Genomic DNA, 23,076 nt, shown 5'->3' with positions numbered 1-23,076 from the left:
TTAAACAATGGAGGATTAATGAAAGAAATTTCATTTTTAACAACTATTTTTTTGTTGGGATGTAGCTCTAATGTCGACGATAGACAAGATTATTATCTTAGAAATTTATCTAGTGGAGTGGCTAATATCCAAGAAAGCACGAAGGATTCATATGTTCAAATACAGAAGGCAATAGATAATATTAATGAATTTAAGGATGTTATTCATCAAAGGCTAAATCGCATTGAAGATAAAGGCATAGAGTATAGAGAGGAAACGGTTGAGCTACATAAACTATTGGCAAAGGCCAATGAAGATTTATTAAATGTTGAGCGTATGGCGAGAGACACTAATAAACAAACTATTTTGAATAAAGGAGAGATTGAAAAAATAAACTCAAGATACCAAAGATTGATTTTTAACATACAAGCTAGCCTTTTGCGCATGGATAAAATTGAAATGGAAGGTCAAATGAGAATTGATGCTATAAAAAATGGTACAAAGAAGGGGATTAGTTTTGAATAATATGACTGTTTTTGTCGAAAGAGCTTTAAAAAGCAAATTAACAGTTGGTATTAGTAGTGGTGTTGTATCTGCATTGCTAACTGTTTTTATTATTTTAATGTCAACTGGAGTTACAATTGGTGGAATTATAGAACGTAGTGAAAATAATGAGAATGCAATACATAATCTTGAAAAGCGTCTCGACACATTAGAGGGTGATTTGAAAACACAGCTGGATACATATTTAGATAATGAATATGGTGAAAATTCAGAAAGAGAGACTCAACTCAAAGTTGCCTTAGAGCAAACTCATATTAATAAATTGCAAATTCATGAGTTACGGTTACTTTTAAGTAGAATTTCTTATCAATAGAAAGAGACTGTTCATTATTCTGTGCCACGCCCATTTTTATAAATCCAGATATGGGGTGAGTCGGCCTTCAAAGTTGATGCTGAGCTGAGATAGCGTCAGGTTTCCAGTTCTGCACCGGATGTGTCCACTTTTCATTGGCAAAACCATCTTCAGTTTTGGTTAGCTTGCGAAACTGGTGGTACAGCCTCTAAGACCACAGACTAAAACCATCCCCCCAATCCCATTGCTTTTCCCCCTCGTTCGGGCAAAATCACAGGCTCACTATGCGGAGGAATCTATGGCGACATCTCTTTTTATTGGCGGGGCGCGGAGCGGGAAGTCGAGCTATGCGGAGCGTCAGGCGTTGGCATTGTTGCAGCAGCGCTTGGATGAAGGGTGTGCGGCTCGGCTGCATTATGTTGCGACCGCGATTGCGTTTGATCAGGAGATGCAGCAGCGGATTGAACAGCATCAGCGTCGCCGCGGGCCGGAGTGGTGTCAGCATGAATCGCCCGTGATGCTGGCGCAGACGCTGGCACAGTTTCAGCAGCAGGATATCGTGCTGGTCGATTGCCTGACCTTGTGGCTCAATAACGTTATCTATAACGATGGCGAAACCGCCACCAAAGCACAGATTGAACAGCATGTTCAGGCTTTGGTCACCGCGCTGCGCGACTCTTCGGCGACGATTTTATGTGTCTCCAACGAAGTCGGCCTCGGCATTATCCCGATGGGCGAAATTTCCCGCCTGTATGTTGATCATGCCGGGTGGATGAATCAGGCGATTGCGGCGTTAGCCGAACAGGTGACCTTTATGGCCGCCGGTTTGCCGATGCAACTGAAAGGCGCTTAACGGTCAGTCAGGCGCAAGCACGTCGCGGAGTGCCTGTAGCAATTGTTGGTTCTCTGCGCGGGCGCGAATGGCGACGCGGTAGTATTGTGGCGATAAGCCCCGGTAGTTGGCGCAGTGGCGGATCAGAATGTTGCGCTGCATCAGGGCATGTTGTAAATCGAAATCAGCCCGATGCAGGCGAAAGAAAATATAGTTGGCCGCAGGCGGATAAACCGTCAACCCCGGCAACTGAGACAAGCCTTGGAACAGGTAAGATTGCTCGCTGTGCAGCCAGTGATAAGTCTGTTCCGCATACCCATCGTCTGCAAACAGGATTTCTCCGGCCAGTGCCGCGAAGGTGTTAATCGTCCACGGTTCACGTTGATTACGCAGTGCCGCCAGAACGGGCTGATTGGCTGACAACAAATAGCCGAGCCGCAGCCCGGGAATAGCGTAAAATTTGGTCATCGAACGCAGCACAAACAGGTGCGGATGGTGTTCCAGCACATCGGTCAGCCCTCGATGCTGTGGTAAAAAATCAATAAATGACTCATCCACAAACAGCCGGATCCCTAACTGAGCGGTGCGTGTGACGATACGTTGCAGTAAATCAGCTTGTGGCATCAGCCCGGTCGGGTTGTTCGGGGTACAGAGGAACAGACAGTCCAGCCCTTGATGCAATGCATCCAGTAAACGCTCAGTGAGCGCAAACCCTTCACTCTCCTGCAAGACAAACCCTTCAATCTCACACCCGACCCGGGTCAGTGCTTGGCGATATTCGGCAAATGTCGGTTCGACAATCAAGGCGTGGCGCGGCTGCGTGTGCAGTACCCACTGATAAATCAACTCGGTCGCGCCGTTGCCTGAGACCACATAACTGGCCGGGAAACCGCCTTCAGAACGGTGGGTCTGAGTGGCATGGTGACGGGCAATCGCCTGATGGAGGTGCTGATAATCAATATCCGGGTAGCGTTCGACACAATCGATCTGAGCGATCAGTGCTGCGCGTAACGCTGGCGGCATACCGAGCGGATTGATATTGGCGCTAAAGTCCAGTATCTCTGCCGCGGTTTGGCCGTATTTCTCTGCCATTTCCCGGGTGTTCCCGCCATGTTGTCCGCTTTTTGCCATTAAATCGTCTGCGTTATGTCTGTCATCAATGGCTGACAATGTAGCGGATTCGCGCTTGAAGCGCCAGCTCAGGCGGATGCTGTCGGTGCGCCGGGTGTTGCCGACGAGGTTTGGCCCCAGTGATAAATGGTCCAGTTTGGTTTACCTTCGGCCTGTTGCGCAAGCGCCGGGGCCGGGTTGATCAGATAGACATAATCGGCGTGCCGGCACAGCGGTAAGTCGTTGATGGAATCGGTATAGAAATGCACGGCAGAGAAAGATTGCGATTGACTCGCGAGCCAGTCGTCCAGCCGGCGGACTTTGCCTTCCCGATAGCTGGCAATACCGTCAATCTCGGCGGTATAACGCTGATCGGCGGTGACCAGATCAATGCCTAACGCATCGGGGATACCGATTTTTTGCGCCAGCGGGCGGACGATAAAACTGACCGTGGCAGAGATGACGAGCATCGGAATTTGTTGAGTGGTGAGTTCGCTGATCAGTTGCTGCGCTTCACTGAACAGTCGCGGCAGAATTTGGGTTGTCACGCAGGTTTCGGCCAGCGCATCGACGGTGGTTTGGGGCAACTTGGTGAGTGGAGCGAGAGTAAAATTCAGATAGGTCGCCATATCCATCTTGCCGGTGGCATATAAAGCCATCATCTCGCGATCCCGCGCCAGAAAGTCAGGGTCGGTGACGATACCTTGCTCGACTAAAAACGCATTCCAGATCATGGCACTGTCGCCGTCAATCAGGGTGTCATCCATGTCGAACACATATAAAGGGTTGGCCATCTTAATCTCTCACCGGTTGAATTTCGTTTAAGTTAAATAAAAGTTCCAGCGGATGTCCAGCCGGAAATAATCGTTCTGAAGAGCGGTTGAGCAGATCAACGGTCAGATGCTGATTGTCGATTGCGGCAGTATAGCGGATCACGTTACCCAATAACTGATGACTGACGACGGTTGCCGCCCGCGGCGCTGAAATGTGTGCCTCATACTGACGACCCGGCTCTTTGACATAGATGGACTCGGGACGAATCGCGACCTGACCGGTGCTCTCGATCCCGAACCAAGTGTTGGCTGTCCGGGCGTCGAGCAGATTGTAATGCCCCATAAATTGCGCCACAAAAGTATTGGCCGGTTGGGTGTAAATCTGTTCCGGGCTGCCTTGCTGCACAATCTCACCCTGATTCATCAGAAAGATTCGGTCAGAGAGTTGCATGGCTTCTTCCTGATCGTGGGTGACAAAAATCGTCGTCAGGTTGAGTTCTTTCTGAATCGCGCGAATTTGCTGGCGCAGCACTTTTCTGATTTTGGCATCGAGGGCAGAGAGCGGTTCATCCAACAGCAGAATACGGGGCCGGACGATCAGTGCTCGGGCTAAAGCGACCCGTTGCCGCTGTCCGCCGGATAGTTCATGGGGGTAATGCTTTTCTTTTCCGGTTAATTCAACAAGTTCGACAAAGCGCTGTGTCTCGCGCGCAATGGTAGATTTATCGACGCCTTTCATTTTCAGGCCAAAGCCAATGTTACCCGCCACCGTCATATTGGGAAACAGTGCATAAGACTGAAACACCATGCCGATTTCCCGTTGCTGTGGTGCCTGACGGGAGATCTCGTTGTCATCAACCCAGATTTTACCGTTGTCAATAGCATCAAGCCCGGCAATACAACGCAGCAGTGTGGATTTTCCGCAACCGCTGGGGCCGAGTAGGGTAATGAATTCCCCTTGTTCGATGGTGAAATCGATCTCTTTGAAAACGGTGTGCTCACCGAATGCTTTGGCGAGCTGATTGATGTGGACATAACTCATAGTTGAACTCCCCGGTTGAAGCGGCTGGCAAGCCAAGTACAGATAAAAATAAACAAGAAATAGGTCATCACCAGTGCTGAGGTGAAGTGACCACTGGTCTGACGCATGTTGTACAAATACACCTGTAACGTTTCATAACGGGTGCCGACCAGAATGTTGGCAAATACAAATTCACCGAGCAGAAATGAAAAAGAGAGAAACAGTGACGCCATCAGGCCTTTTTTCAAATTGGGTAAGATGATGAACCAAAATGCTTTGGTGGTGCTGGCACCGAGCAGGTGAGCGGCATCAATCAAATCACGCAGATGAATCGCCATCATATTGTTGGCAATGGCGCGGTACATAAATGGCAGCGCAATGGTGAAATTGGTGCCAATCAGAATCCACGGTGTGCCGACCAGCGCAACCTGACTATCGGCATAGAGCTGGAGCAGCCCGACGGAAGAGACCACCGGCGGCACGGCAAACGGTAACAGGATCAGAATGTTCATCACTTTATCCAGCTTCGGATAGTAATAAAAAATCACGAACATCATCGGCAGAATCAGCACGGTTGCCAGCAGCAGTGCCGCGAGACAGACAAATAATGACCGGCCGAATGCCGCCAGAAAGCGTGGGTCGCTGAGTAACTGGACATACCAATGCAGGGTAAACCCTTCGGGGAGGATCGAGGCTCCCCAGCGGGCGGAGAGCGCATAGGCAAATGTGGCTGCGATGGGGATCAGCAAAATCAGGATAATCCCGTACACGACAGTTTTATGATAGGTCTGACTGGTGCTTTGCATGGTTGTTCCTTTTTATCAGACGATGTTTGGCCGGGCGGTGTTTGGCTGGGTTGGTATGGTCACTTTGCGCAATCAGCCATTGATTGACGATGGTGACCAACGCCAGAATCGCGATCAGTAACACGGAGATGGCCGCGGCGAGATTTGGTTCGAGAAACAGATCTCCGGAAACCAGACTGGCAATGCGAATGGTGATCAGGTTGTAGTTGCCGAGGGTGAGGGCATACGCACTGGCATAGGCCCCGATAGCATTGGCAAATAAGATAATGAACGTCCCGAACAGCGCCGGAGCCAGTACGGGCAGGGCGATTCTCAACCAGTATTGACGCGTGTTGGCACCGAGCAGTGCTGCCGCTTCCTGCCAGTCTTTTTTCAGGGCATCGAATGCCGGATAAAGTAAAAGAGCGCCCAGTGGGATTTGAAAGTAGGTATAAATGGCCAGTAGTCCCCAGCGACCGTAGAGATTGAATTCATCGAGAATCCCGAGCTGGCGCAGAATCAGCGTCAGCGCGCCATTGGTGCCGAGAATAATGATAAAAGCAAACGCGAGCGGCACACCGACAAAGTTACTGCTCATATTGGTGAATGCAATCACGGCATCGCGGATACGGTTGTTGAGATGACGCAGCGATGAGACGAACAGGGCAGCGATGAGCAGGCCGATCAGACTCGACCATAATGCCAGCCATAAACTGTGGCTGAAGGCTTGCTGAATAAAAGTCGAGTCAAGAATTTCCCGGTAGTTGTCCAGTGATGGTTGGCTACCGTCGCTGAAACTGTTGGTCACGACCCACACCATCGGAGAGAGCTGGAAAAGATAAAAAACCACGGCAAATGGTATCAGCCACAACAGCGGTTGCCATTTTTTCAGTCGCATCAATAGGGTGTCTTTGTTACGAGGTTTGGCCGCACGGATGACATTTGCTTGGGGATTCATCGGAGCATACCTCCCGCGATGGATTTTTGGTGGGTCAGTCCCAGTAATTCACAAATCACACCACAAATATCGGTCTGGGCGATTTGAGTCGGTTGGTGGCTAAAATGGTCACCGATCACCAACAGCGGGACTTCGCGTTCTTCCGTCAGGGTGCCACCGTGCGAGCGGTCATTGTTCATGCCGTGGTCACTGGTGATCAAAATCTGATATCCCGCTGCCATCCATCGTGGCAAGTGGTCCGATAAAATCATGTCGGCTTTGCGGGCGGTATTACGATAATGGGCGGAATCGAGACCCGCCTGATGACCGGCATCATCAATGTTCATCGGATGAATCAACAGAAAATCCGGGTCATAGTGACGGCGCAGGTATTCCGCATCGAGAAACAGCGCTTCGTCGGGGTAGTGATCCCAGTGATAAAAAATGCCGTGCTGAATATTCAGGGTCGGGTCGTTGGTAAAACGATCTTCGACCGGATGATAAGGAGAACGGTTATACAGTTCGCTAAACCAATGATAGGCCGCAGCGGCCGTTTTCTTACCTTGCTGACTTGCCAGACTAAACACCGACTCATGATGGGAACGGCGGTTGATCTGATTGTGCACGATGCCGCTTGCGACCGGCGGGACGCCCGTTAGCAAACATTCATAAAGCGGCCGGGACAATGAGGGCAGTTCACAGGTGAGCGGATATAAGGTGGCTTGCTGCGAGGCGATCAGACCATTCAGGTAGCCCAGACACTGCCGGGCTACTGAAAGGTTGAGGCCATCCAGAACAACAAGGATAACTTTATTGTTCATCGGGTTGCCTTACTGCTGGTGGATGAGGACATTTTCCTGCCATTGACGTGGCAGACGGCGGGCGGATTTTTCCCATGCATCGAAGTTTTGAATCGGATGCACGTTTTTGTACTGTTGGTTATCAAGCAATTTGGCCTTGGTCTCTGCCGGCAGCGCAATATTGGTGCGGATCGGGCGGGCATAACCGTTGGCAAGATTGATTTGCCCTTGATCACTGAAGATATATTCACGAGCCAGTTTTGCCGCGTTCGGATGTTTCGCGTATTTATTGATGATGGTGGTATAGCCGGAAATGACTGAACCGTCCTGAGGAATACTGACCGTGAAGCGAGAGCGGTCAATTTTATCGCGATAGTTGAGTGCGTTGAAATCCCACAGTACCGCGACTTCCACTTCGCCTTTTTCCAGATTTGCCAGACTCGGCGCGGTAAAAGACAGACGGCCTTGCTCGGCCAGTTTGGCGAAGAATTTCAGCGCAGGCTTTAAGTTCGACTCATTACCACCGTTGGCAAATGCAGCAGCTAACACCGCATTGTTGGCTTGCGAGGCGACACCGACATCACCGATGGTGACTTTATAGTTGCCAGTGAGCAGGTCAGCCCATGTCTTGGGTGGGTTTTTGACCAGATTGTTGTTCGACATAAAGGCGATGGTGCCGGTATAGGCAAGCGCCCAGTAACCATCTTTATCTTTGGCCCAGTCAGGAATTTCGTTCCAGGTCGAAGGTTTGTAAGGCTGAGCAACACCTTTTTGCACCGCAACACGGCCGAAAGCGAAGCCAACATCACCGATATCGGCGGTAGCATTGTGTTTTTCCGCTGCAAATTTGGCAACTTCTTGCGCGGAACTCATATCGGTATCCTGATGTTGCAGGTGATATTTGCTATTCAGATCGCGCCAGGTATCTTTCCAGTTGGCCCAGCTATCGGGCATACCGACACTGTAGACTTGCCCTTCCGCTTTGGCGGCTTTCACCAGCTCATCAAGCGACTGGGTTTTCGCCGTTGCGTGAAATGCCAGTGTAAGGGAGAGCAACGATGTGGTTGCCATTATCATTCGGGGGGTACGACGTAATTTCATAAAGCCATCCTTTGGACTAGTTCAGTTTGCTTATATTTCATCCTATTGAGCAAATGTGACGATTCCTTGGCTGTTTTCTAAATTATTTATGACAGATTGATGAAGATTGCCGGGGTCTGCTTGTTTGGTTTCGGGCGAGCTCTTACATTGAATGGGGTCAATGTTGGGCTAGTTCAGGTAAACAGATAGATGACGCAGTTAACGAAAATTAAAGATGTCATTCGGGAACAAATTCTCGGCGGGACGATGAGTGCCCGACAAAAATTACCCTCAGAACGGGAGTTATGTACGCTGTTTTCGACCACGCGGATTACCGTCAAAGATTCACTGGCGTCTCTGGAAACGGAAGGCTTAATTTATCGCGAAGAGCGCCGGGGCTGGTTTGTTTCACCACCACGCGTTCATTATAACCCGCTGTCCCGCAGTCACTTTCATCAGATGATCCGTGATCAGCACCGCATTGCTGAAACACGGTTGATTGCGGTGCAAAGCCGCATGGCGACTAGTGATGAAGCCAAGTTGCTGGCACGCAATGAGATGACGCCACTGCATATTATTCAACGGCTGCGTTTTATTGACGGGCGCGTCGTGCTGTATGTGGAAAACTGCCTGATTGCCCATTGGTTCCCCGGTATTCTTGAAGAAAATCTTACCCAGTCACTGACCGGACTGTACCTGCACAAATATGGTTATGTCACCAGCCGTTCCCGTTTTGATGTGATTGCCACCGCTGCAACGCCGGCCGTCGCGAAAGCGCTCAACATCGCTGCCGGGCAGCAAGTGCTGAAAATTTGTCGCGTCAATTATAAACAAGACGGCGCAATCATCGATTGTGAGTTTGAATACTGGCGTCCGGATGCGGTGATGATCACCATCGATAGCCATACTGAAAATGAGTGAGTCAAATGTTGTCGATGGGATGCTATGCATCGATGGATGAGTTCTTGTGGTCAAAAAATTATTGCGATCATGTTGCTGTAATATTGTGGTTTAAAAATTAAATTCTTTTGATAATCATATGGATTAAATTTCATTGTTATCAGGCCGTGTTGTGAATTTTTTGAGAACACGGCTAATTATTTGTACTTTCACGATGTTTTTTCGTAGATTTGCTAGGCTAAAATAGAGACGGTCTTATTATCTCACCACCATGTCGAGCCAAGGATTGATTGCTGACACATGGTTGCGTGATATATGAAGTAATTGATGTATCAAGGAGCATTCGGTGGAACCAAGGATTAGTATTATCACACTCGGTGTGAAAAATTTAGAGACTTCATATAACTTTTATTCTGCACTCGGCTTTACCTCACCGCAAAAACCGGCAGATGGTATCATTTTCTTTAAGACTGGCGGTGTCTGTCTTGCGCTCTATCCGCTGGATGAACTGGCAGACGATGTTTCACCGGAGTTCGCAGCTCACTGTTCAGGCTTCTCTGGTGTGACATTGGCTCACAATACGCGTTCAAAAGAGGAAGTTGATGAAGTCTTGGCACTGGCGGTCAGTGTCGGTGCGAAGCTGGAAAAACCTGCCAAAGATGCCTTCTGGGGCGGTTATAGTGGCTATTTTTCTGATCCCGATGGTCATTTATGGGAAGTTGCCTATGGCGACTGCTGGGATTTCAATGAAGATGGCAGTCTGGTGATTCAGTAGCTGTATGGTCCGGTACGCATAAAAATGCGCAGAGACGGATAATTTATCCCTAGCTTTGACGGATATCTCAGGTTCGCCGGGGCGAAATCGATAGAATGCTGCATTTGACAATCCAAGCGATGACTCACAAAGCGCTTGGTCGAACTGGCAGCGAAAGTAGCCGATCGTGATAGTCACGTAAGAGAATAGGGACGCGTTCTCAACCTCATCTGGCGGTCACCCACTGGTGTCGTTTTATTTTTAATGTTGGCACTTTGCCGACATTTTTTGATTTTTGGATTTGAATTTTAATGGAGGATTTTATGCCCTATCAATTTGCGTTGATTGGCGATATTGGCGGTACAAATGCCCGTCTGGCATTATGTGAACTGGCATCAGGGGAAGTCAGTCACGCAAGGACGTATGCCTGTGCCGAGTATCCAAGTCTTGAGTCAGTGATTAAGCATTATATCGAGGCATCCGAAGTCGCTATTCAACAAGCCTGTATTGCGATTGCCTGTCCGGTGCAAGGTGACTGGATTTCGATGACCAATCATAGTTGGGAATTTTCAATCGAAACCCTGCAACATAACCTCGGCCTTGAAACATTTCAGGTGATCAATGATTTTACCGCAGTCTCAATGGCGATTCCGGTTTTAGCTGAATCCGATGTGGTCAAAGTGGGTCAGGGCAGTGCAGTCACAGGTAAGCCGATTGCGGTTTACGGTGCCGGAACCGGACTGGGCGTGGCGCATTTGCTTCAAGTCGGCAATGAATGGCTGAGTCTGCCCGGTGAAGGGGGACATGTGGATCTGGCACCGGGGAATGCGGACGAAGACCGGATTTTAGCCGAGCTACGCAAAGATTTTGGTCGGGTTTCTGCGGAGCGCTGTTTATCTGGACAAGGCATTGTCAATCTCTACAATGCTATTGTTCGTGCCGACGGACGGACACCGGAAGAATACACCCCGAAAGATGTGGTGGAGCAAGCATTGGCTGGTACGCAAGCTGACTGTCAGCAAGCGCTGTCGCTATTTTGTGTGTTGATGGGACGCTTTGCCGGTAATCTGGCCTTGAATCTTGAAACCTTCGGCGGCGTTTATATTGCCGGTGGCGTCGTGCCGCGTTTCGTGGACTTCTTGCTCAATTCCGGATTCCGGACTGCGTTTGAAGACAAGGGGCGGTTCAATACTTATCTGGAGAATATTCCGGTCTTTGTCATCACCCATAAAGAACCGGGATTATTAGGCGCCGGTGCTTATCTGAGACAGTCGCTCGGTTTGTCTTTATCTGCGCAGTAATGTCCGGTGAAGTGAGCGGTTGATTAAAGTGATCGATTGATAAAGTCGAGCAATTGATAAAGCGATCAATTCAAAAGAAAGCACCGACGAAGGGCAGCGTTCATATCAGGATGCTGCCTTTTTTTATTTTAATTGAAGTTGTTTCACCTCAGGGTGATATAGCCCGGAACAGCTTCCTGAATTAGGCATTCTTGCCGTGTTTGTGATTATCTCCCGGAGTTCATTGCCCGTTGTTTTTATTGAATAATAAAATAGATTTTTGGGAAATTGAGAGGCTGAAACCGGATGGAACTTGTATTTTTACCACTGATGATTGTTTTGTTCCAATGGAGAAACTTTGCAAGATCGGAATGGGGGTTCACTGCTTTTTATCTTGTTTATGCTGTTTTACTGCACGCGATCTCAGTGCGAAAACTGATAGAACCACAGCAAGGCAAAGCACAACAAGAGCATGGTAATTGCGTAACGCCAGTTCATTTTGAGCAGGCTGATTGCGCTGATTTCATAGCGAGACTGAATACTGAGCTGAACGCCAGAGAACGGGGAGAGTAAAATACCGAGTGACCAGCCCATCAATAATGTCATGCCTAACAGATTCGGATCGTGAACAGATGGGGCAAGCAGGCTCCCGGCAAGAACCACACTCGTGACCGGATGCATCCCCGTCATCGCCAGCGCAACCAGAATCGTGACGGTAATGCTGGCTTCTACCGCGCCGAAATGTTGCGGCGCAAGGCGAATATCCAGTGATGATAACGTTGCGGCGGTTCCGGCCGCTAACAACGCTGCGGCTGCAAATAAAGCGACTTCACCGGCTGAGCCGACAATACCTGACTCTATATGTTGCTTAAAACGGAATAATCCTCTGAGTCCGTCACTGGTGAGTAACCAAATAAGAATAAACAGGATGGCAGTCAGGGTGACCAGCGTCAGAACGCTGATTTGCGGTTGCCATTCATGCATCCCGATGACAATGAACGCCAGCAAGCAAGGCATCCACAGTGAATGCCGGGCAATCGGATAACCGTGCAGATCACCGGCGTCCGGTTGTCTGAGTATTTCCCAGGCACTGAAAGCGATGGCGGCAATACTGATAGGAATACCGTACAAGACCAGTGTGCTGAGTTGCGCGCCGGGGGAGCTGATCAGCGCCAATCCCATCGCGGCGAAGAAAGGTGACCAGAATGCGCAGATACAGAATGCCCGGAGCAATAATATCCCCTGTAACGGAGTCATACGACTCTGACTGGCAAGCCGATCCCCGACAATAATCACAGACGACATATTTAACACGGCACCGAAGAGGTGTGTACCCAGTAAAGTTCGCAGCAGAGCCCCTTTTCCTTTGGGTAAGTTTTCTTGGCTGTGGATACTTGCGGTGGCAAAAATTTTCAGAAACCCGACACCAATCAGCATATTAATGACTTTTTGATTGGCTTCTATCGCTTTGAAAATGTAACTGATGTCAGCCTGATTCAATAGCCCGAATAGCAAACCGGCTAATCCGATCCCCAGTAAAATGAATATTTGCCTTTTTTGCGTGGCTTTCAGGGTTGGGATTAACACGCAGGAAGACAGCCAGATCGGGACTCCGGCCCAATAGAACGGAACAGAATCACTGAAGGTGGATACAACGGAGAGGGTCAAACTGAGCATCAACATCCAGCCACAGATCGTTGCTATTTTTTCTTTCATTATTGAATCTACCGCAACAAATACACGTATCGTACATCGCCGTCAGTGTGAGAAGAGCAACATCACATCGGGACTATACACGGGTTGACACTGATGCATAAAAACAGAGAAATAGGAATAACAGGCGAACAGAGATAATAAGAATTCGATCTCATATGATCCAGTGCATACCGGCAATCATACGCATTGATAAAGAACACAGCAATATGTTGTTTAGAGATTAGTCGCATTTTTATGCAATATTTAATTATTACTGCCTCTTCTTTAAGAATAAAAAGGTAAAAATAAAAAAGCTGAGAATAAAAAGGAATGAGCCCAATGACAAGTGGTGGTATTGGGTCACTTCATCTATACGGGAGTGGGGGATGATGGTCAGTGGATGCAGACCCATTTGTCCACAAAGTGTATTTACCGTCCATAAAATGGAATAACAGTCAGCGCAAATTTGTGATAACAATTGCTTTTACAGACTTCCACGTCGTAGGTAAACTCGATGATGAAACCGAATGATTCACGAATACCGGCTGATAAGAAACCAAATGGTGTGACAGAGGGACAGGGATGAGTAGCGGAAAATGTCATGAACAAGCGACAGCTTGTGATCATTGTGACTGGGTGAATGTGATGCCTCCAATGCAAGCCGGAGAACGGCTGTATTGCGCCCGTTGTGGTCATTTGATTGTTACATGTCATCCGAATGCACCACAGCAGTTGCTGAGTAACGGATGTTCAGCGGTGTTGATGTTCATTATGTCGCTGTGTTTTGTTTTTCTCGGGTTTTCCTCACAAGGCAGTTATCAGCGGATCACCTTGTTGGATTGTATTTATGGCCTGATGGGTGAACATTACATCTCGCTCGGTATTATTGTGACCCTGACTTTACTGGTGTTACCGGTGGTCTACCTGACGGCGGTATTGCTGACTGCCTTGGCGATGCGCCAAGGGAAGCTCCGCTCGATTCATTATGGATTGACGCACACGATCAATGCCCTGAAACCCTGGCTGATGGTCGATGTTTTTCTGCTCGGCGGGCTGGTGGCTTTAGTTAAACTGCAAAGCTTGGCTGAAATTGAGTTGGGGCTGTCTTTTTGGGCTTTCTGTGTCTTTACGATTTGCTTATTCAGAACGGTCTCTTTTGTCGATAAGCGCTGGATTTGGCATTGTTTATGTGGCCCGGCCCCGGTGGTCGCCGTTCGTTCCGGCTCGGCATTATCTCAGGGACTAAAAGGCTGTCAGTATTGTGGTGCGCTGGTGACTGCGCACACATATCAGTGCACTCGCTGCCATCATATTTTACATCAGCGTAAACAGGGCAGCCTCAGTAATACGTTAGCGCTATTATTTGCATCTTGTGTTTTGTATCTTCCGGCCAATCTTTTCCCGATCATGATTACGACCTTTCTGGGGACCAGTGAGCCGTCAACTATCATGGGGGGCGTGATTTTATTGTGGGGAATGAAATCATATCTTGTCGCCGGTGTGATTTTTGTTGCCAGTATTTTGGTGCCGGTGATGAAAATTTTGATGTTGTTCTGGTTATGTTGGCAAATTCGTTTTGGGCGCGGAGAGCATGAAAAACCGACCCAACGTATTTATCACATCACAGAATTTGTCGGGCGCTGGTCAATGGTTGATGTGTTTGTGGTCGCGATTCTGTCAGCGCTGGTTCAGCTTGGTGCCATGATGACTATTATTCCCGGTGTTGCCGCTATATCTTTCGCTGCGGTGGTTATTCTGACCATGTTGGCAGCGATGTCGTTCGATTCCCGTCTGATTTGGGATAAATCTGAGGAGATAACCATTTGAGTCGCTCATCATCTGTTACGGAATCCACTCATCGGATGCATTTTAATTCTATCTGGTTCGTGCCTTTAATTGCTGCAATTGTTGCAGGGTGGATGTTAGTTGAAAACTGGTCTCGGCAAGGGCCGGAGATTATCGTTGTTGCAGAAAATGCCGATGGGCTGGTTGCCGGAAAAACCAAAGTGAAAGCGCATAATGTGGATGTCGGAGAGGTCACTGACATTCAACTCAGTGATGACTTTAATCATGCAATTATCCATATCCGTATGGAGCAGGGCGCTGAGGCGATGCTAAATAGCAAAAGTCAGTTCTGGGTGGTGAAGCCCAGAGTGGGGAAAGAAGGGATTAGTGGTCTGGGGACGATTCTTTCCGGTGCATTTATCAACGTCAATCCAGGTAAAAATGGTGAAAAACGCGAACGCTTTACGATGTTGAAACAACCACCGTTATCGACGGCTGATAATCAGGGGATTCGCCTGAAACTCTATTCGACGGATAACGCGAAAATGGAAGTGGGTTCACCGGTCCATTTTCGAGGATTTGAAGTCGGCTACATTGAGAATGTTGATTTTGATGTGAAACGAAAAGCGATTACCTACCATATCTTTGTGAATGCGCCTTATGATGCTTTAGTCCACAGCAATGTACAGTTCTGGATGACACCGGGACTTTTGGTTGAGGGAACCGCAAAAGGGTTGGAAGTGCGGATGGACTCTTTACAGACTCTGCTCTCCGGAGGCATTTCATTCGGCACGACAAACAATCAGGACTCAGGCTCACCCGTCAAGGATTTAACGGAGTTCCGTCTTTTTTCTTCTAAAGAAGCAGCGGCCAATAATCGCTATGACAAATACATTGATTACATCATGTTGGTTCAGGGCAGTATCAGCGGCCTGCTACCGGGTGCGCCGTTGGAGTATAACGGTGTTCGTATGGGGACGGTGGAAGAAGTGCCGTATCATGGTGCAGGAATTGAGGCCGCAGGGGATATTCGTATGCAGTCAATTCCGATACTGGTCCGTTTGGAGCCACAAAGAATCGCATCTCATTTAAGTGAGAAAGTTATTCATCTGGATGAGTGGCGCGAGATGTTCGCACAAGGGTTTAAGCGGGGAATGCGAGCTACACTGAGCAGCAGTAATTTGCTGACCGGAGCGAAAGTTGTGTCGATTGTATTTGTGAAAGATCCCAAGCCGATGACGGAAACTATATATCAGGGGTATCCGCTTTTCCCGACGGTGAATAATTCTCTGGCCTCCATGCAGGAAAAAATCACGCTGATCCTCGATCATCTGGCAGCATTGCCAATGGATAAGACCGTTGGGCAACTGAATCAGGCGTTGGCGTCTGCCGATGAAACGTTTAAAGAATTGCATGAAGCGAGTAAGAATCTGAAAAAACTGCTATCACAAGAGAAGACGCAGGCAATTCCGGAGCGGCTGGTGAGTACGCTGGAAACCTTAAACGAAACCTTGAGTGATTATCAGGCTCAGGGAGCTTTAGGCCAGAATATTCAGCAAAGCCTTGATGCCGTACAACGTAACCTTGAAACATTATATCCGTTACTACAGGACATACGTCGGCAGCCGAACTCGATTATTTTCGGCAAGCAGAGTGAACAGGATATTGAGCCGAAAGTGACTAAAGGGAGTACGAAATGAGATTGACAGGGCGCGTTGTATGGCTATCGCTCATGCTGATATTACTCGGTGGGTGCTCGGGTAGTACTGCGTTAGAAACAACACAGTATTTGCTACCGATGCCGGAACGGGTTCCGGCTCTGAAAACATTGGCCAAGATCGACCAGCCGATTCAGATCAAAGCGATTAAAATGCCGGGCTATCTGGAAAAGCCGAATATTGTTATGGTTGATCCCGACGGACAGGTCTATCTGGCGTCACAACATTTATGGGCGGAATCGCTGAGCTCTCAATTGGAAAAAATGACGTTGAGACGGTTGAAAGAACGATTACCGAAACTTACATGGATTCCGTCTTATCAGTATATTCGACCGACATTATTGCTGGATATTGAAGTCTATCGTTTTCATGCCGACAGACATGGCAAAATCACCGCTGCCGGCCACTGGTCACTTTGGTCAGCGTCGAAACAGTTGCTTCATGAAGCGTCATTTGAAAGTGTGGATATGATGCAACACAGCGGCTATCCGGCGATGACTCAACAACTTGCTCATCTTTGGCTGACACAAATCGTCGATCCGATTGCCACCACATTAGCCACTCGCCAGTAAATCCTCTCTGACTTCGGATCCGAATGGTGATCCGAAGTTTTCTCTCCGTTTGGTGATGTCTTTATGGCGTCGCCAATGTCATTGCATTATCGACTTGATTGCATGACTGACCATATCTGTGAGTTGCAATGATAACCTTTGCTACAGATATACATCTGCGAGCATTTATTTGACTGATATTTAGATGAAATAAAGCATATTAATGTTATTAAAAGTGAGTGAGTTATAATTTTTATCTAATCTTGTCGTGTAATGTGGTCGTAAATCTTGATGATTTTAGAAGTGAAGTGTGTGTATCGGTCATCATTAAAATGACATACGAGGTTGTTTTATAAATTTAGGGAGTACTTCCTATGCAATTGAGTTTGAAAAGGAAGATTGTTCTTTCTGTCGTTGCTGCAATTACTTTAACGGCCACCATTTTAGTGATGGTCAGTTATCAGTCGTTTAAAAAAGATAGCTGGCGTGCTATTCAGAGTGAGAATCGCAATACGTTGCAGGCTTATGCAAAAGGGATCGGTGAATGGTTTCATGATAAGCAATTAGCAATCACAGGGCTAAAAGATGAAATCGAACGGAGTCCGGCTTTAGATGTTGTACCTCATTTAAGACAAACGTTGAAATCCGGCGGATTCGGTTTGAGTTATTACGGCAATGAGAAAGGAGAGATGTACAGACAAGATCCTGCCCTGAACAAACCCGGTTATGATCCACGCGTCAGAGGTTGGTATAAACTGGTGAAGTCAAAGAACGCGGCAGTGATAACTGAACCGTATGTCAGTGTAACGATGCAACAGCTCGTTGTGACGCTGGCAGAACCGGTTCGGCAAAATGGTCAGTTGATTGGTGTTGCAGCGTCGGATCTGGCGTTGGATCAATTAACGAATGACGTTTTAAACATGAACGTATTGGGCGACGGTTATTCTATTCTGGTGAATAAGAAAGGGACAGTTGTTGCGCATCCGAACAAAGATTTGCTCCTGAAACCTATCAGCGAAGCGATCCCACAGTTGAACATTCAGTCTCTGTCTCAGGCTTCTGATTCAGGAAAACCACTGTTCGTCGATATCGACGGGAAGAATAAAGTGGTGATGGGGCAAAATATTGCACATACGGACTGGATGTTGCTGATAATTATGGATCAGGCAACGTTGGAAAAACCGATGAATTCGTTGCTGCTTAATCAAATCATCATCGCTATCGTGATCCTTGTCGTGATTGCACTATTAACATCGTGGGTACTCTCCCGACAACTCAAAGCCATTGGTGACATTAGTGATGCATTGGCTGAAATTGCCGAAGGGAATGGTGACCTGACGAAACGGCTGGACGTTGATCGTCAAGATGAAGTCGGCTTGTTGGCAGAACGGTTCAACAAATTTGTTGATCGACTCCATGCAATGGTGAAAAAAGTTCACGATGTGTCGATCGCGCTGAATCAGAAAGCAGATAGTGCAGCATCGGCTGCGACGAAGCGTAGCCAGCAACTGAAGACACAGCAGGATGAGATCACCATGGTTGCAACGGCGGTGACTGAAATGACTTCTGCGACCGCTGAGATTGCCGGTAATGCTGAAAATACTGCGAAGAGTGCCAATCAGTCGGTTGAATTGGGGGCAGAAGGTTATGGGCAAATGCAGAAGAGCATGAAGTCGATTAACCAATTGGCCGAAGAACTGACTCGCGCTGCCGGGATTATCGGTGATCTTGAAGTCCATGCGAACGAAATATCAACGATTCTGTCAACGATTCGGGCGATTGCCGAACAGACCAACCTGTTAGCCTTAAATGCTGCAATTGAAGCTGCGAGAGCAGGGGATCAGGGGCGTGGTTTTGCGGTTGTTGCCGATGAAGTGAGAGTGCTTTCGCAAAGAACGCATGCTTCCACAGAAGAAATCCAGTCGAAGATTGAAGGGCTGCAGAAAGTCACCAACAATGCTGTCAGCGTGATGCAGGCCAGCCATCACTTGGTTGAGAATAGTGTACAAGACTTCAACCACACGGGTGACAAACTGCAGATGATCAGTGAATCGATTACGATGATCAGTGATATGGCAACACAGATTGCTTCGGCAGCAGAAGAGCAGTCTTTGGTGACCGCAGATATTAATGGTAATACTGAATCTATCCGGGAAGTCAGTGACCAGATGACCCATGAAGCTCAGTTGGCGGCTGAAGAAGCACAAGAAGTTCATCACTTAATGACTGAACTGGGGCGGGAGATTTCCCGCTTCAAACTTTGAAATAGGGTCAATTATTCAATGATTGTTACGTAATCGTTATCCAGCAATGTCTCAACAACTTTCTTATCTTTGGCTGACACAAGTCATTGACCCGATTGCCGCAACATTAGCAACTCGCCAATGAATCCTCTCTGGCTCCGGACTCGAATGGTGGTCCGAGTCTTTCCTCTCCGTTTGGTGATGTCTTCATTGCATCACCAATAATGGCCGTTACCTTTGCGCTCAGACACACAAAGATGCACATCTCTTTTATTGATATTTGGATTAAAGAAAACATGATAAATGTCGTTAAAAGGAGGTGAATGATGATTTTTATCTTATGATGGTGGGGAAGGCTAGAAGAAAATCTCGGTGCTTTCAGGAATGAGATGTATGTATAGGTCACAATGAACAGCAATATATATCATGAAAACGTTTTTAGTGCTTGATTCAGAGGTGTTTCACATATCTTTTGTCCTATTTTTATGTTGTTCACCTATAGTTAGGAAGTAGGAAAATAAGTGAATACGAAATGAGTAAGTCGGTAAAAAAGAGTTCATGTGACGGGGGAAACGCCTCATCATATTATTATGAGTTATCTATTAAAATAACATACGAAGTTATTTCACAAACTTAGGGAGTACTTCCTATGCAATTGAGTTTGAAAAGGAAGATTGTTCTTTCTGTCGTTGCTGCAATTACTTTAACGGCAGCCATTTTAGTGATGGTCAGTTATCAGTCATTTAAGAAAGATAGCTGGCGTGCTATTCAGAGTGAGAGTCGCAATACGCTGCAGGCTTATGCAAAAGGGATCGGTGAATGGTTTCATGATAAGCAATTGGCAATTACAGGGCTAAAAGACGAAATCGAACGGAGTCCGACTTTAGATGTTGTACCTCATTTAAGACAAACGTTGAAATCCGGCGGATTTGGTTTGAGCTATTACGGCAATGAAAAAGGGGAAATGTACAGACAAGACCCTTCCCTGAACAAACCCGGTTATGATCCACGCGTCAGAGGTTGGTATAAACTGGCGAAGTCAAAGAACGAAGTTGTAACGACGGATCCGTATGTCAGTGTGACGATGCAACAGCTCGTTGTGACGCTGGCAGAACCGGTTCGGCAAAATGGTCAGTTGATTGGTGTTGCTGCGTCGAATCTGGCGTTGGACCAGTTAATTAATGACGTCCTGAAAATGAAAGTGTTGGGTGACGGTTATTCTATTCTGGTGAATAAAAAAGGAACGGTCGTTGCGCATCCGAACAAAGATTTGATCCTGAAACCTATCAGCGAAGCGATCCCACAGTTGAACATTCAGTCTCTGACTCAGGCCTCTGATTCAGGAAAACCACTGTTCGTCGATATTGACGGGAAAGATAAAGTAGTGATGGGGCAAAATATTGCACACACGGACTGGATGTTGCTGATGATTATGGATCAGGCAACACTGGAAAAACCGATGAATTCATTGCTGCTCAATCAAATCATCATCGCTATCGTGATCCTTGTCGTGATTGCACTATTAACATCGTGGGTACTCTCCCGACAACTCAAAGCCATTGGTGACATCGGTGAGGCACTGGCTGAAATTGCCGAAGGAAATGGTGATTTGACCAAGCGTTTGGATGTCAATCGTCAAGATGAAGTCGGCATGTTGGCCAATCGATTCAACAAATTTGTCGATCGACTCCATGCAATGGTGAAAAAAGTTCACGATGTGTCGATCGCGCTGAATCAGAAAGCAGATAGTGCGGCCTCGGCTGCGACAAAACGTAGCCAGCAACTGAAGACACAGCAGGATGAGATCACCATGGTTGCAACGGCGGTGACGGAAATGGCTTCTGCGACGGCTGAGATTGCCGGTAATGCTGAAAACACTGCGAAGAGTGCCAACCAGTCGGTTGAATTGGGTGCCGAAGGTTATGAACAGATGCAGAAGAGTATGAAGTCGATTAACCAATTGGCTGAAGAACTGACTCGCGCTGCCGGGATTATCGGTGATCTTGAAGTCCATGCGAATGAAATATCCACCATTCTATCGACGATTCGGGCGATTGCCGAACAGACCAACCTGTTAGCCTTAAATGCCGCGATTGAAGCTGCGAGAGCAGGGGATCAGGGGCGTGGTTTTGCAGTTGTTGCCGATGAAGTGAGAGTGCTTTCGCAAAGAACGCATGCTTCCACAGAAGAAATCCAGTCGAAGATTGAAGGGCTGCAGAAAGTTACCAACAATGCTGTCAGCGTGATGCAGGCCAGCCATCACTTGGTTGAGAATAGTGTACAAGACTTCAACCACACGGGTGACAAACTGCAGATGATCAGTGAATCGATTACGATGATCAGTGATATGGCAACACAGATTGCTTCGGCAGCAGAAGAGCAGTCTCTGGTGACCGCAGATATTAATGGTAATACTGAATCTGTCCGGGAAGTGAGTGACCAGATGACCTATGAAGCTCAGTTGGCGGCTGAAGAAGCACAGGAAGTCCATCGTTTGATGACTGAGCTGGGACGAGAAATTTCTCGCTTCAAACTCTGAAATATGGTCAATCATTTAATGACTGTCATGTAATGAAAAGCCCTGATCCGTTGTGATCGGGGTTCTTTTTATGGACAGGATAGTCATTAAAACAAGGTAGTTATAAAAATGATGACAAAGGGAAATAAGAGATGAAAATTATCAATGCACGTTTAAGAGGCGCTGAAGGGCTTTACTCGATTCAAATTGAAAATGGTATTTTTCAGAAGATTCAGTCGCAACCTCGTCTGCTTGATGAAGTCGCCGATATTGATGCCATGGGGAAGTTATGCTGTGCCCCATTTGTTGAACCTCACATTCATCTGGATGCAATTCTGACCGCTGGTGAACCGCGCTGGAATATGAGTGGCACGCTCTTTGAGGGGATTGAGTGCTGGGCGGAAAGGAAGGCACTGCTGGATATCGATGATGTCAAACGACGTGTGCTGACTGCGGCTGAGTTGCTGATTGCCAACGGGGTTCAGTATGTTCGTACCCATGTTGATGTAACCGATCCTGAACTGACAGCGCTGAAAGCGATCAATCAACTGAAACCGATACTCCAACCTTATCTTGATTTACAAATCGTCGCTTTTCCTCAGGAAGGTATTTTCTCTTACCCGAACGGCAAAGCATTGATGGAAAAGGCGTTAGAGATTGGGATTGATGTCGTTGGTGGGATTCCACATTTTGAATTTACCCGGGAATACGGCGTCGAATCGATGCACTGGGTCGTCGAATTTGCCCGCCGACACGGGAAATTGGTCGATGTGCATTGTGATGAAATTGATGATGAAAACTCCCGTTTTCTTGAAGTGCTGGCAACGGTGGCATTGGAACTGGATATGGGACCTAAGGTCACCGCCAGTCATACAACTGCCATGCATTCGTATAATAATGCCTACTGTGCGAAATTATTTCGGTTACTGAAAAAGTCACAAATTAACTTCGTCTCCTGTCCGACGGAGAATATGCATTTACAGGGACGTTTTGATGAATTTCCGAAACGGCGAGGGATTACCCGAGTCAAGGAACTTCATCGGGCGGGAATCAATGTTGCTTTGGCGCAAGACTCGATACAAGACCCATGGTATACCTTAGGGAATGGGAAATTATTACGTGAATTAGATTTTGCGATTCATGCTTGTCATATGATGGGATATGAAGATTTAGTAACCGCATTAAGCTTTATTACCGACCATGGTGCCAACGTGTTGAATATCTCCGAGCAATACGGGATTGCTGAAGGAAAACCGGGTCATTTGATTATTTTGGATGGCACCGATGATGTTTCTGTCTTGAGAAATCAGAGTGAAGTGCTTTGGTCAGTCAGAGCCGGAGAAATCCTAATTGAGCGTCAGCCAGCAATATTGAAACACTTCGTTAAAATGAATTCTTGAGTTTAATATTGTTGATGATTTTCTAACCTAAACAAGTTAATCTGCTATAAATAAGAATA

Annotated in this window: 19 protein-coding genes and 2 pseudogenes; 12 read left to right on the top strand and 9 right to left on the bottom strand. The window is 47.4% G+C overall.

What is annotated here, in order from left to right:
- Positions 1-18: 18 nt before the first annotated feature.
- Together VRK_RS08025 and VRK_RS08020 are read left to right on the top strand one after the other, a co-directional pair.
- Positions 19-504, top strand: coding sequence for a hypothetical protein (locus VRK_RS08025; protein WP_059120885.1), 486 nt, complete (start codon positions 19-21; stop codon positions 502-504).
- Positions 497-856 (top strand): hypothetical protein, encoded by a 360-nt coding sequence (locus VRK_RS08020; protein ID WP_157371879.1) that lies wholly within the window; start codon positions 497-499, stop codon positions 854-856. Before VRK_RS08025 ends, VRK_RS08020 begins: the two co-directional genes overlap by 8 nt.
- Positions 857-892: 36 nt before the next feature.
- On the opposite strand, the pseudogene VRK_RS21240 reads toward VRK_RS08020, so the two are convergent.
- A pseudogene (locus tag VRK_RS21240) lies at positions 893-1,040 on the bottom strand (IS256 family transposase); the annotation flags it as partial.
- A gap of 93 nt (positions 1,041-1,133) precedes the next feature.
- Here VRK_RS21240 and cobU point away from each other — a divergent pair.
- Entirely contained in the window at positions 1,134-1,688 is a 555-nt protein-coding gene (gene cobU / locus VRK_RS08015) for a bifunctional adenosylcobinamide kinase/adenosylcobinamide-phosphate guanylyltransferase (RefSeq protein WP_059120883.1), read from the top strand.
- A gap of 3 nt (positions 1,689-1,691) precedes the next feature.
- Here cobU and cobD read toward each other — a convergent pair whose 3' ends face one another.
- The 7 genes and pseudogenes from cobD to VRK_RS07980 form a co-directional block, all read right to left on the bottom strand.
- Positions 1,692-2,798 (bottom strand): threonine-phosphate decarboxylase CobD, encoded by a 1,107-nt coding sequence (gene cobD / locus VRK_RS08010; protein WP_059120882.1) that lies wholly within the window; start codon positions 2,796-2,798, stop codon positions 1,692-1,694.
- A 68-nt stretch (positions 2,799-2,866) separates the two neighbouring features.
- Complete coding sequence (locus VRK_RS08005) at positions 2,867-3,571, bottom strand: HAD family hydrolase (RefSeq protein WP_059120881.1); 705 nt, start codon at positions 3,569-3,571, stop codon at positions 2,867-2,869.
- A 1-nt stretch (position 3,572) separates the two neighbouring features.
- On the bottom strand, positions 3,573-4,592 hold the full coding sequence (locus VRK_RS08000) for an ABC transporter ATP-binding protein (protein ID WP_059120880.1): 1,020 nt from the start codon (positions 4,590-4,592) through the stop codon (positions 3,573-3,575).
- A complete protein-coding gene (locus tag VRK_RS07995) occupies positions 4,589-5,377 on the bottom strand; it encodes an ABC transporter permease (protein WP_059120879.1) in 789 nt (262 codons plus the stop codon). The genes VRK_RS08000 and VRK_RS07995 overlap by 4 nt, the downstream gene beginning before the upstream one ends.
- Before the next feature lie 61 nt (positions 5,378-5,438).
- Positions 5,439-6,254, bottom strand: a pseudogene (locus VRK_RS07990) (ABC transporter permease); the annotation flags it as partial.
- 56 nt (positions 6,255-6,310) lie between these two features.
- A complete protein-coding gene (locus VRK_RS07985; protein ID WP_059120878.1) occupies positions 6,311-7,114 on the bottom strand; it encodes an alkaline phosphatase family protein in 804 nt (267 codons plus the stop codon).
- A 9-nt stretch (positions 7,115-7,123) separates the two neighbouring features.
- Complete coding sequence (locus tag VRK_RS07980; RefSeq protein ID WP_059120877.1) at positions 7,124-8,194, bottom strand: ABC transporter substrate-binding protein; 1,071 nt, start codon at positions 8,192-8,194, stop codon at positions 7,124-7,126.
- Positions 8,195-8,383: 189 nt separating this feature from the next.
- Here VRK_RS07980 and VRK_RS07975 point away from each other — a divergent pair, with 189 nt between their 5' ends.
- The 3 genes from VRK_RS07975 (at position 8,384) to glk (ending at position 11,128) form a co-directional block, all read left to right on the top strand.
- The gene (locus tag VRK_RS07975) at positions 8,384-9,094 is read left to right on the top strand and encodes a UTRA domain-containing protein (protein WP_059120876.1); all 711 of its coding nucleotides are present in this window, start codon (positions 8,384-8,386) and stop codon (positions 9,092-9,094) included.
- Positions 9,095-9,419: 325 nt separating this feature from the next.
- On the top strand, positions 9,420-9,848 hold the full coding sequence (locus tag VRK_RS07970) for a VOC family protein (RefSeq protein WP_059120875.1): 429 nt from the start codon (positions 9,420-9,422) through the stop codon (positions 9,846-9,848).
- Positions 9,849-10,150: 302 nt separating this feature from the next.
- Positions 10,151-11,128, top strand: a complete 978-nt coding sequence (glk, locus tag VRK_RS07965; RefSeq protein WP_059120874.1) for a glucokinase — start codon at positions 10,151-10,153, stop codon at positions 11,126-11,128.
- Positions 11,129-11,530: 402 nt separating this feature from the next.
- Here the strand turns inward: glk and VRK_RS07960 are convergent, their stop codons facing one another.
- Positions 11,531-12,823 carry a hypothetical protein gene (locus VRK_RS07960; protein ID WP_059120873.1) on the bottom strand — a complete coding sequence of 431 codons (1,293 nt, stop codon included), beginning with the start codon at positions 12,821-12,823 and terminating at the stop codon, positions 11,531-11,533.
- A 561-nt stretch (positions 12,824-13,384) separates the two neighbouring features.
- On the opposite strand from VRK_RS07960, the gene VRK_RS07955 reads away from it, so the two are divergent.
- The 6 genes from VRK_RS07955 (at position 13,385) to codA (ending at position 23,017) form a co-directional block, all read left to right on the top strand.
- Positions 13,385-14,629: a PqiA/YebS family transporter subunit gene (locus VRK_RS07955; protein WP_082671345.1), complete on the top strand. Its 1,245-nt coding sequence runs from the start codon at positions 13,385-13,387 to the stop codon at positions 14,627-14,629.
- Complete coding sequence (gene pqiB / locus VRK_RS07950) at positions 14,626-16,287, top strand: intermembrane transport protein PqiB (protein ID WP_157371878.1); 1,662 nt, start codon at positions 14,626-14,628, stop codon at positions 16,285-16,287. The genes VRK_RS07955 and pqiB overlap by 4 nt, the downstream gene beginning before the upstream one ends.
- Positions 16,284-16,877, top strand: a complete 594-nt coding sequence (locus tag VRK_RS07945; RefSeq protein WP_059120871.1) for a PqiC family protein — start codon at positions 16,284-16,286, stop codon at positions 16,875-16,877. Before pqiB ends, VRK_RS07945 begins: the two co-directional genes overlap by 4 nt.
- 353 nt (positions 16,878-17,230) lie before the next feature.
- A complete protein-coding gene (locus tag VRK_RS07940) occupies positions 17,231-19,120 on the top strand; it encodes a methyl-accepting chemotaxis protein (RefSeq protein ID WP_059120870.1) in 1,890 nt (629 codons plus the stop codon).
- A 628-nt stretch (positions 19,121-19,748) separates the two neighbouring features.
- On the top strand, positions 19,749-21,638 hold the full coding sequence (locus tag VRK_RS07935; protein WP_059120869.1) for a methyl-accepting chemotaxis protein: 1,890 nt from the start codon (positions 19,749-19,751) through the stop codon (positions 21,636-21,638).
- Positions 21,639-21,769: 131 nt separating this feature from the next.
- Positions 21,770-23,017, top strand: coding sequence for a cytosine deaminase (gene codA, locus VRK_RS07930; RefSeq protein WP_059120868.1), 1,248 nt, complete (start codon positions 21,770-21,772; stop codon positions 23,015-23,017).
- Positions 23,018-23,076: the final 59 nt, after the last annotated feature.

Origin of the sequence: Vibrio sp. MEBiC08052, assembly GCF_001506075.1 — a bacterium.
Lineage (GTDB): Bacteria > Pseudomonadota > Gammaproteobacteria > Enterobacterales > Vibrionaceae > Vibrio.
The sequence above is the reverse complement of the archived record's forward strand: the minus strand, read 5'-3'. Positions and strand labels throughout refer to the sequence as shown.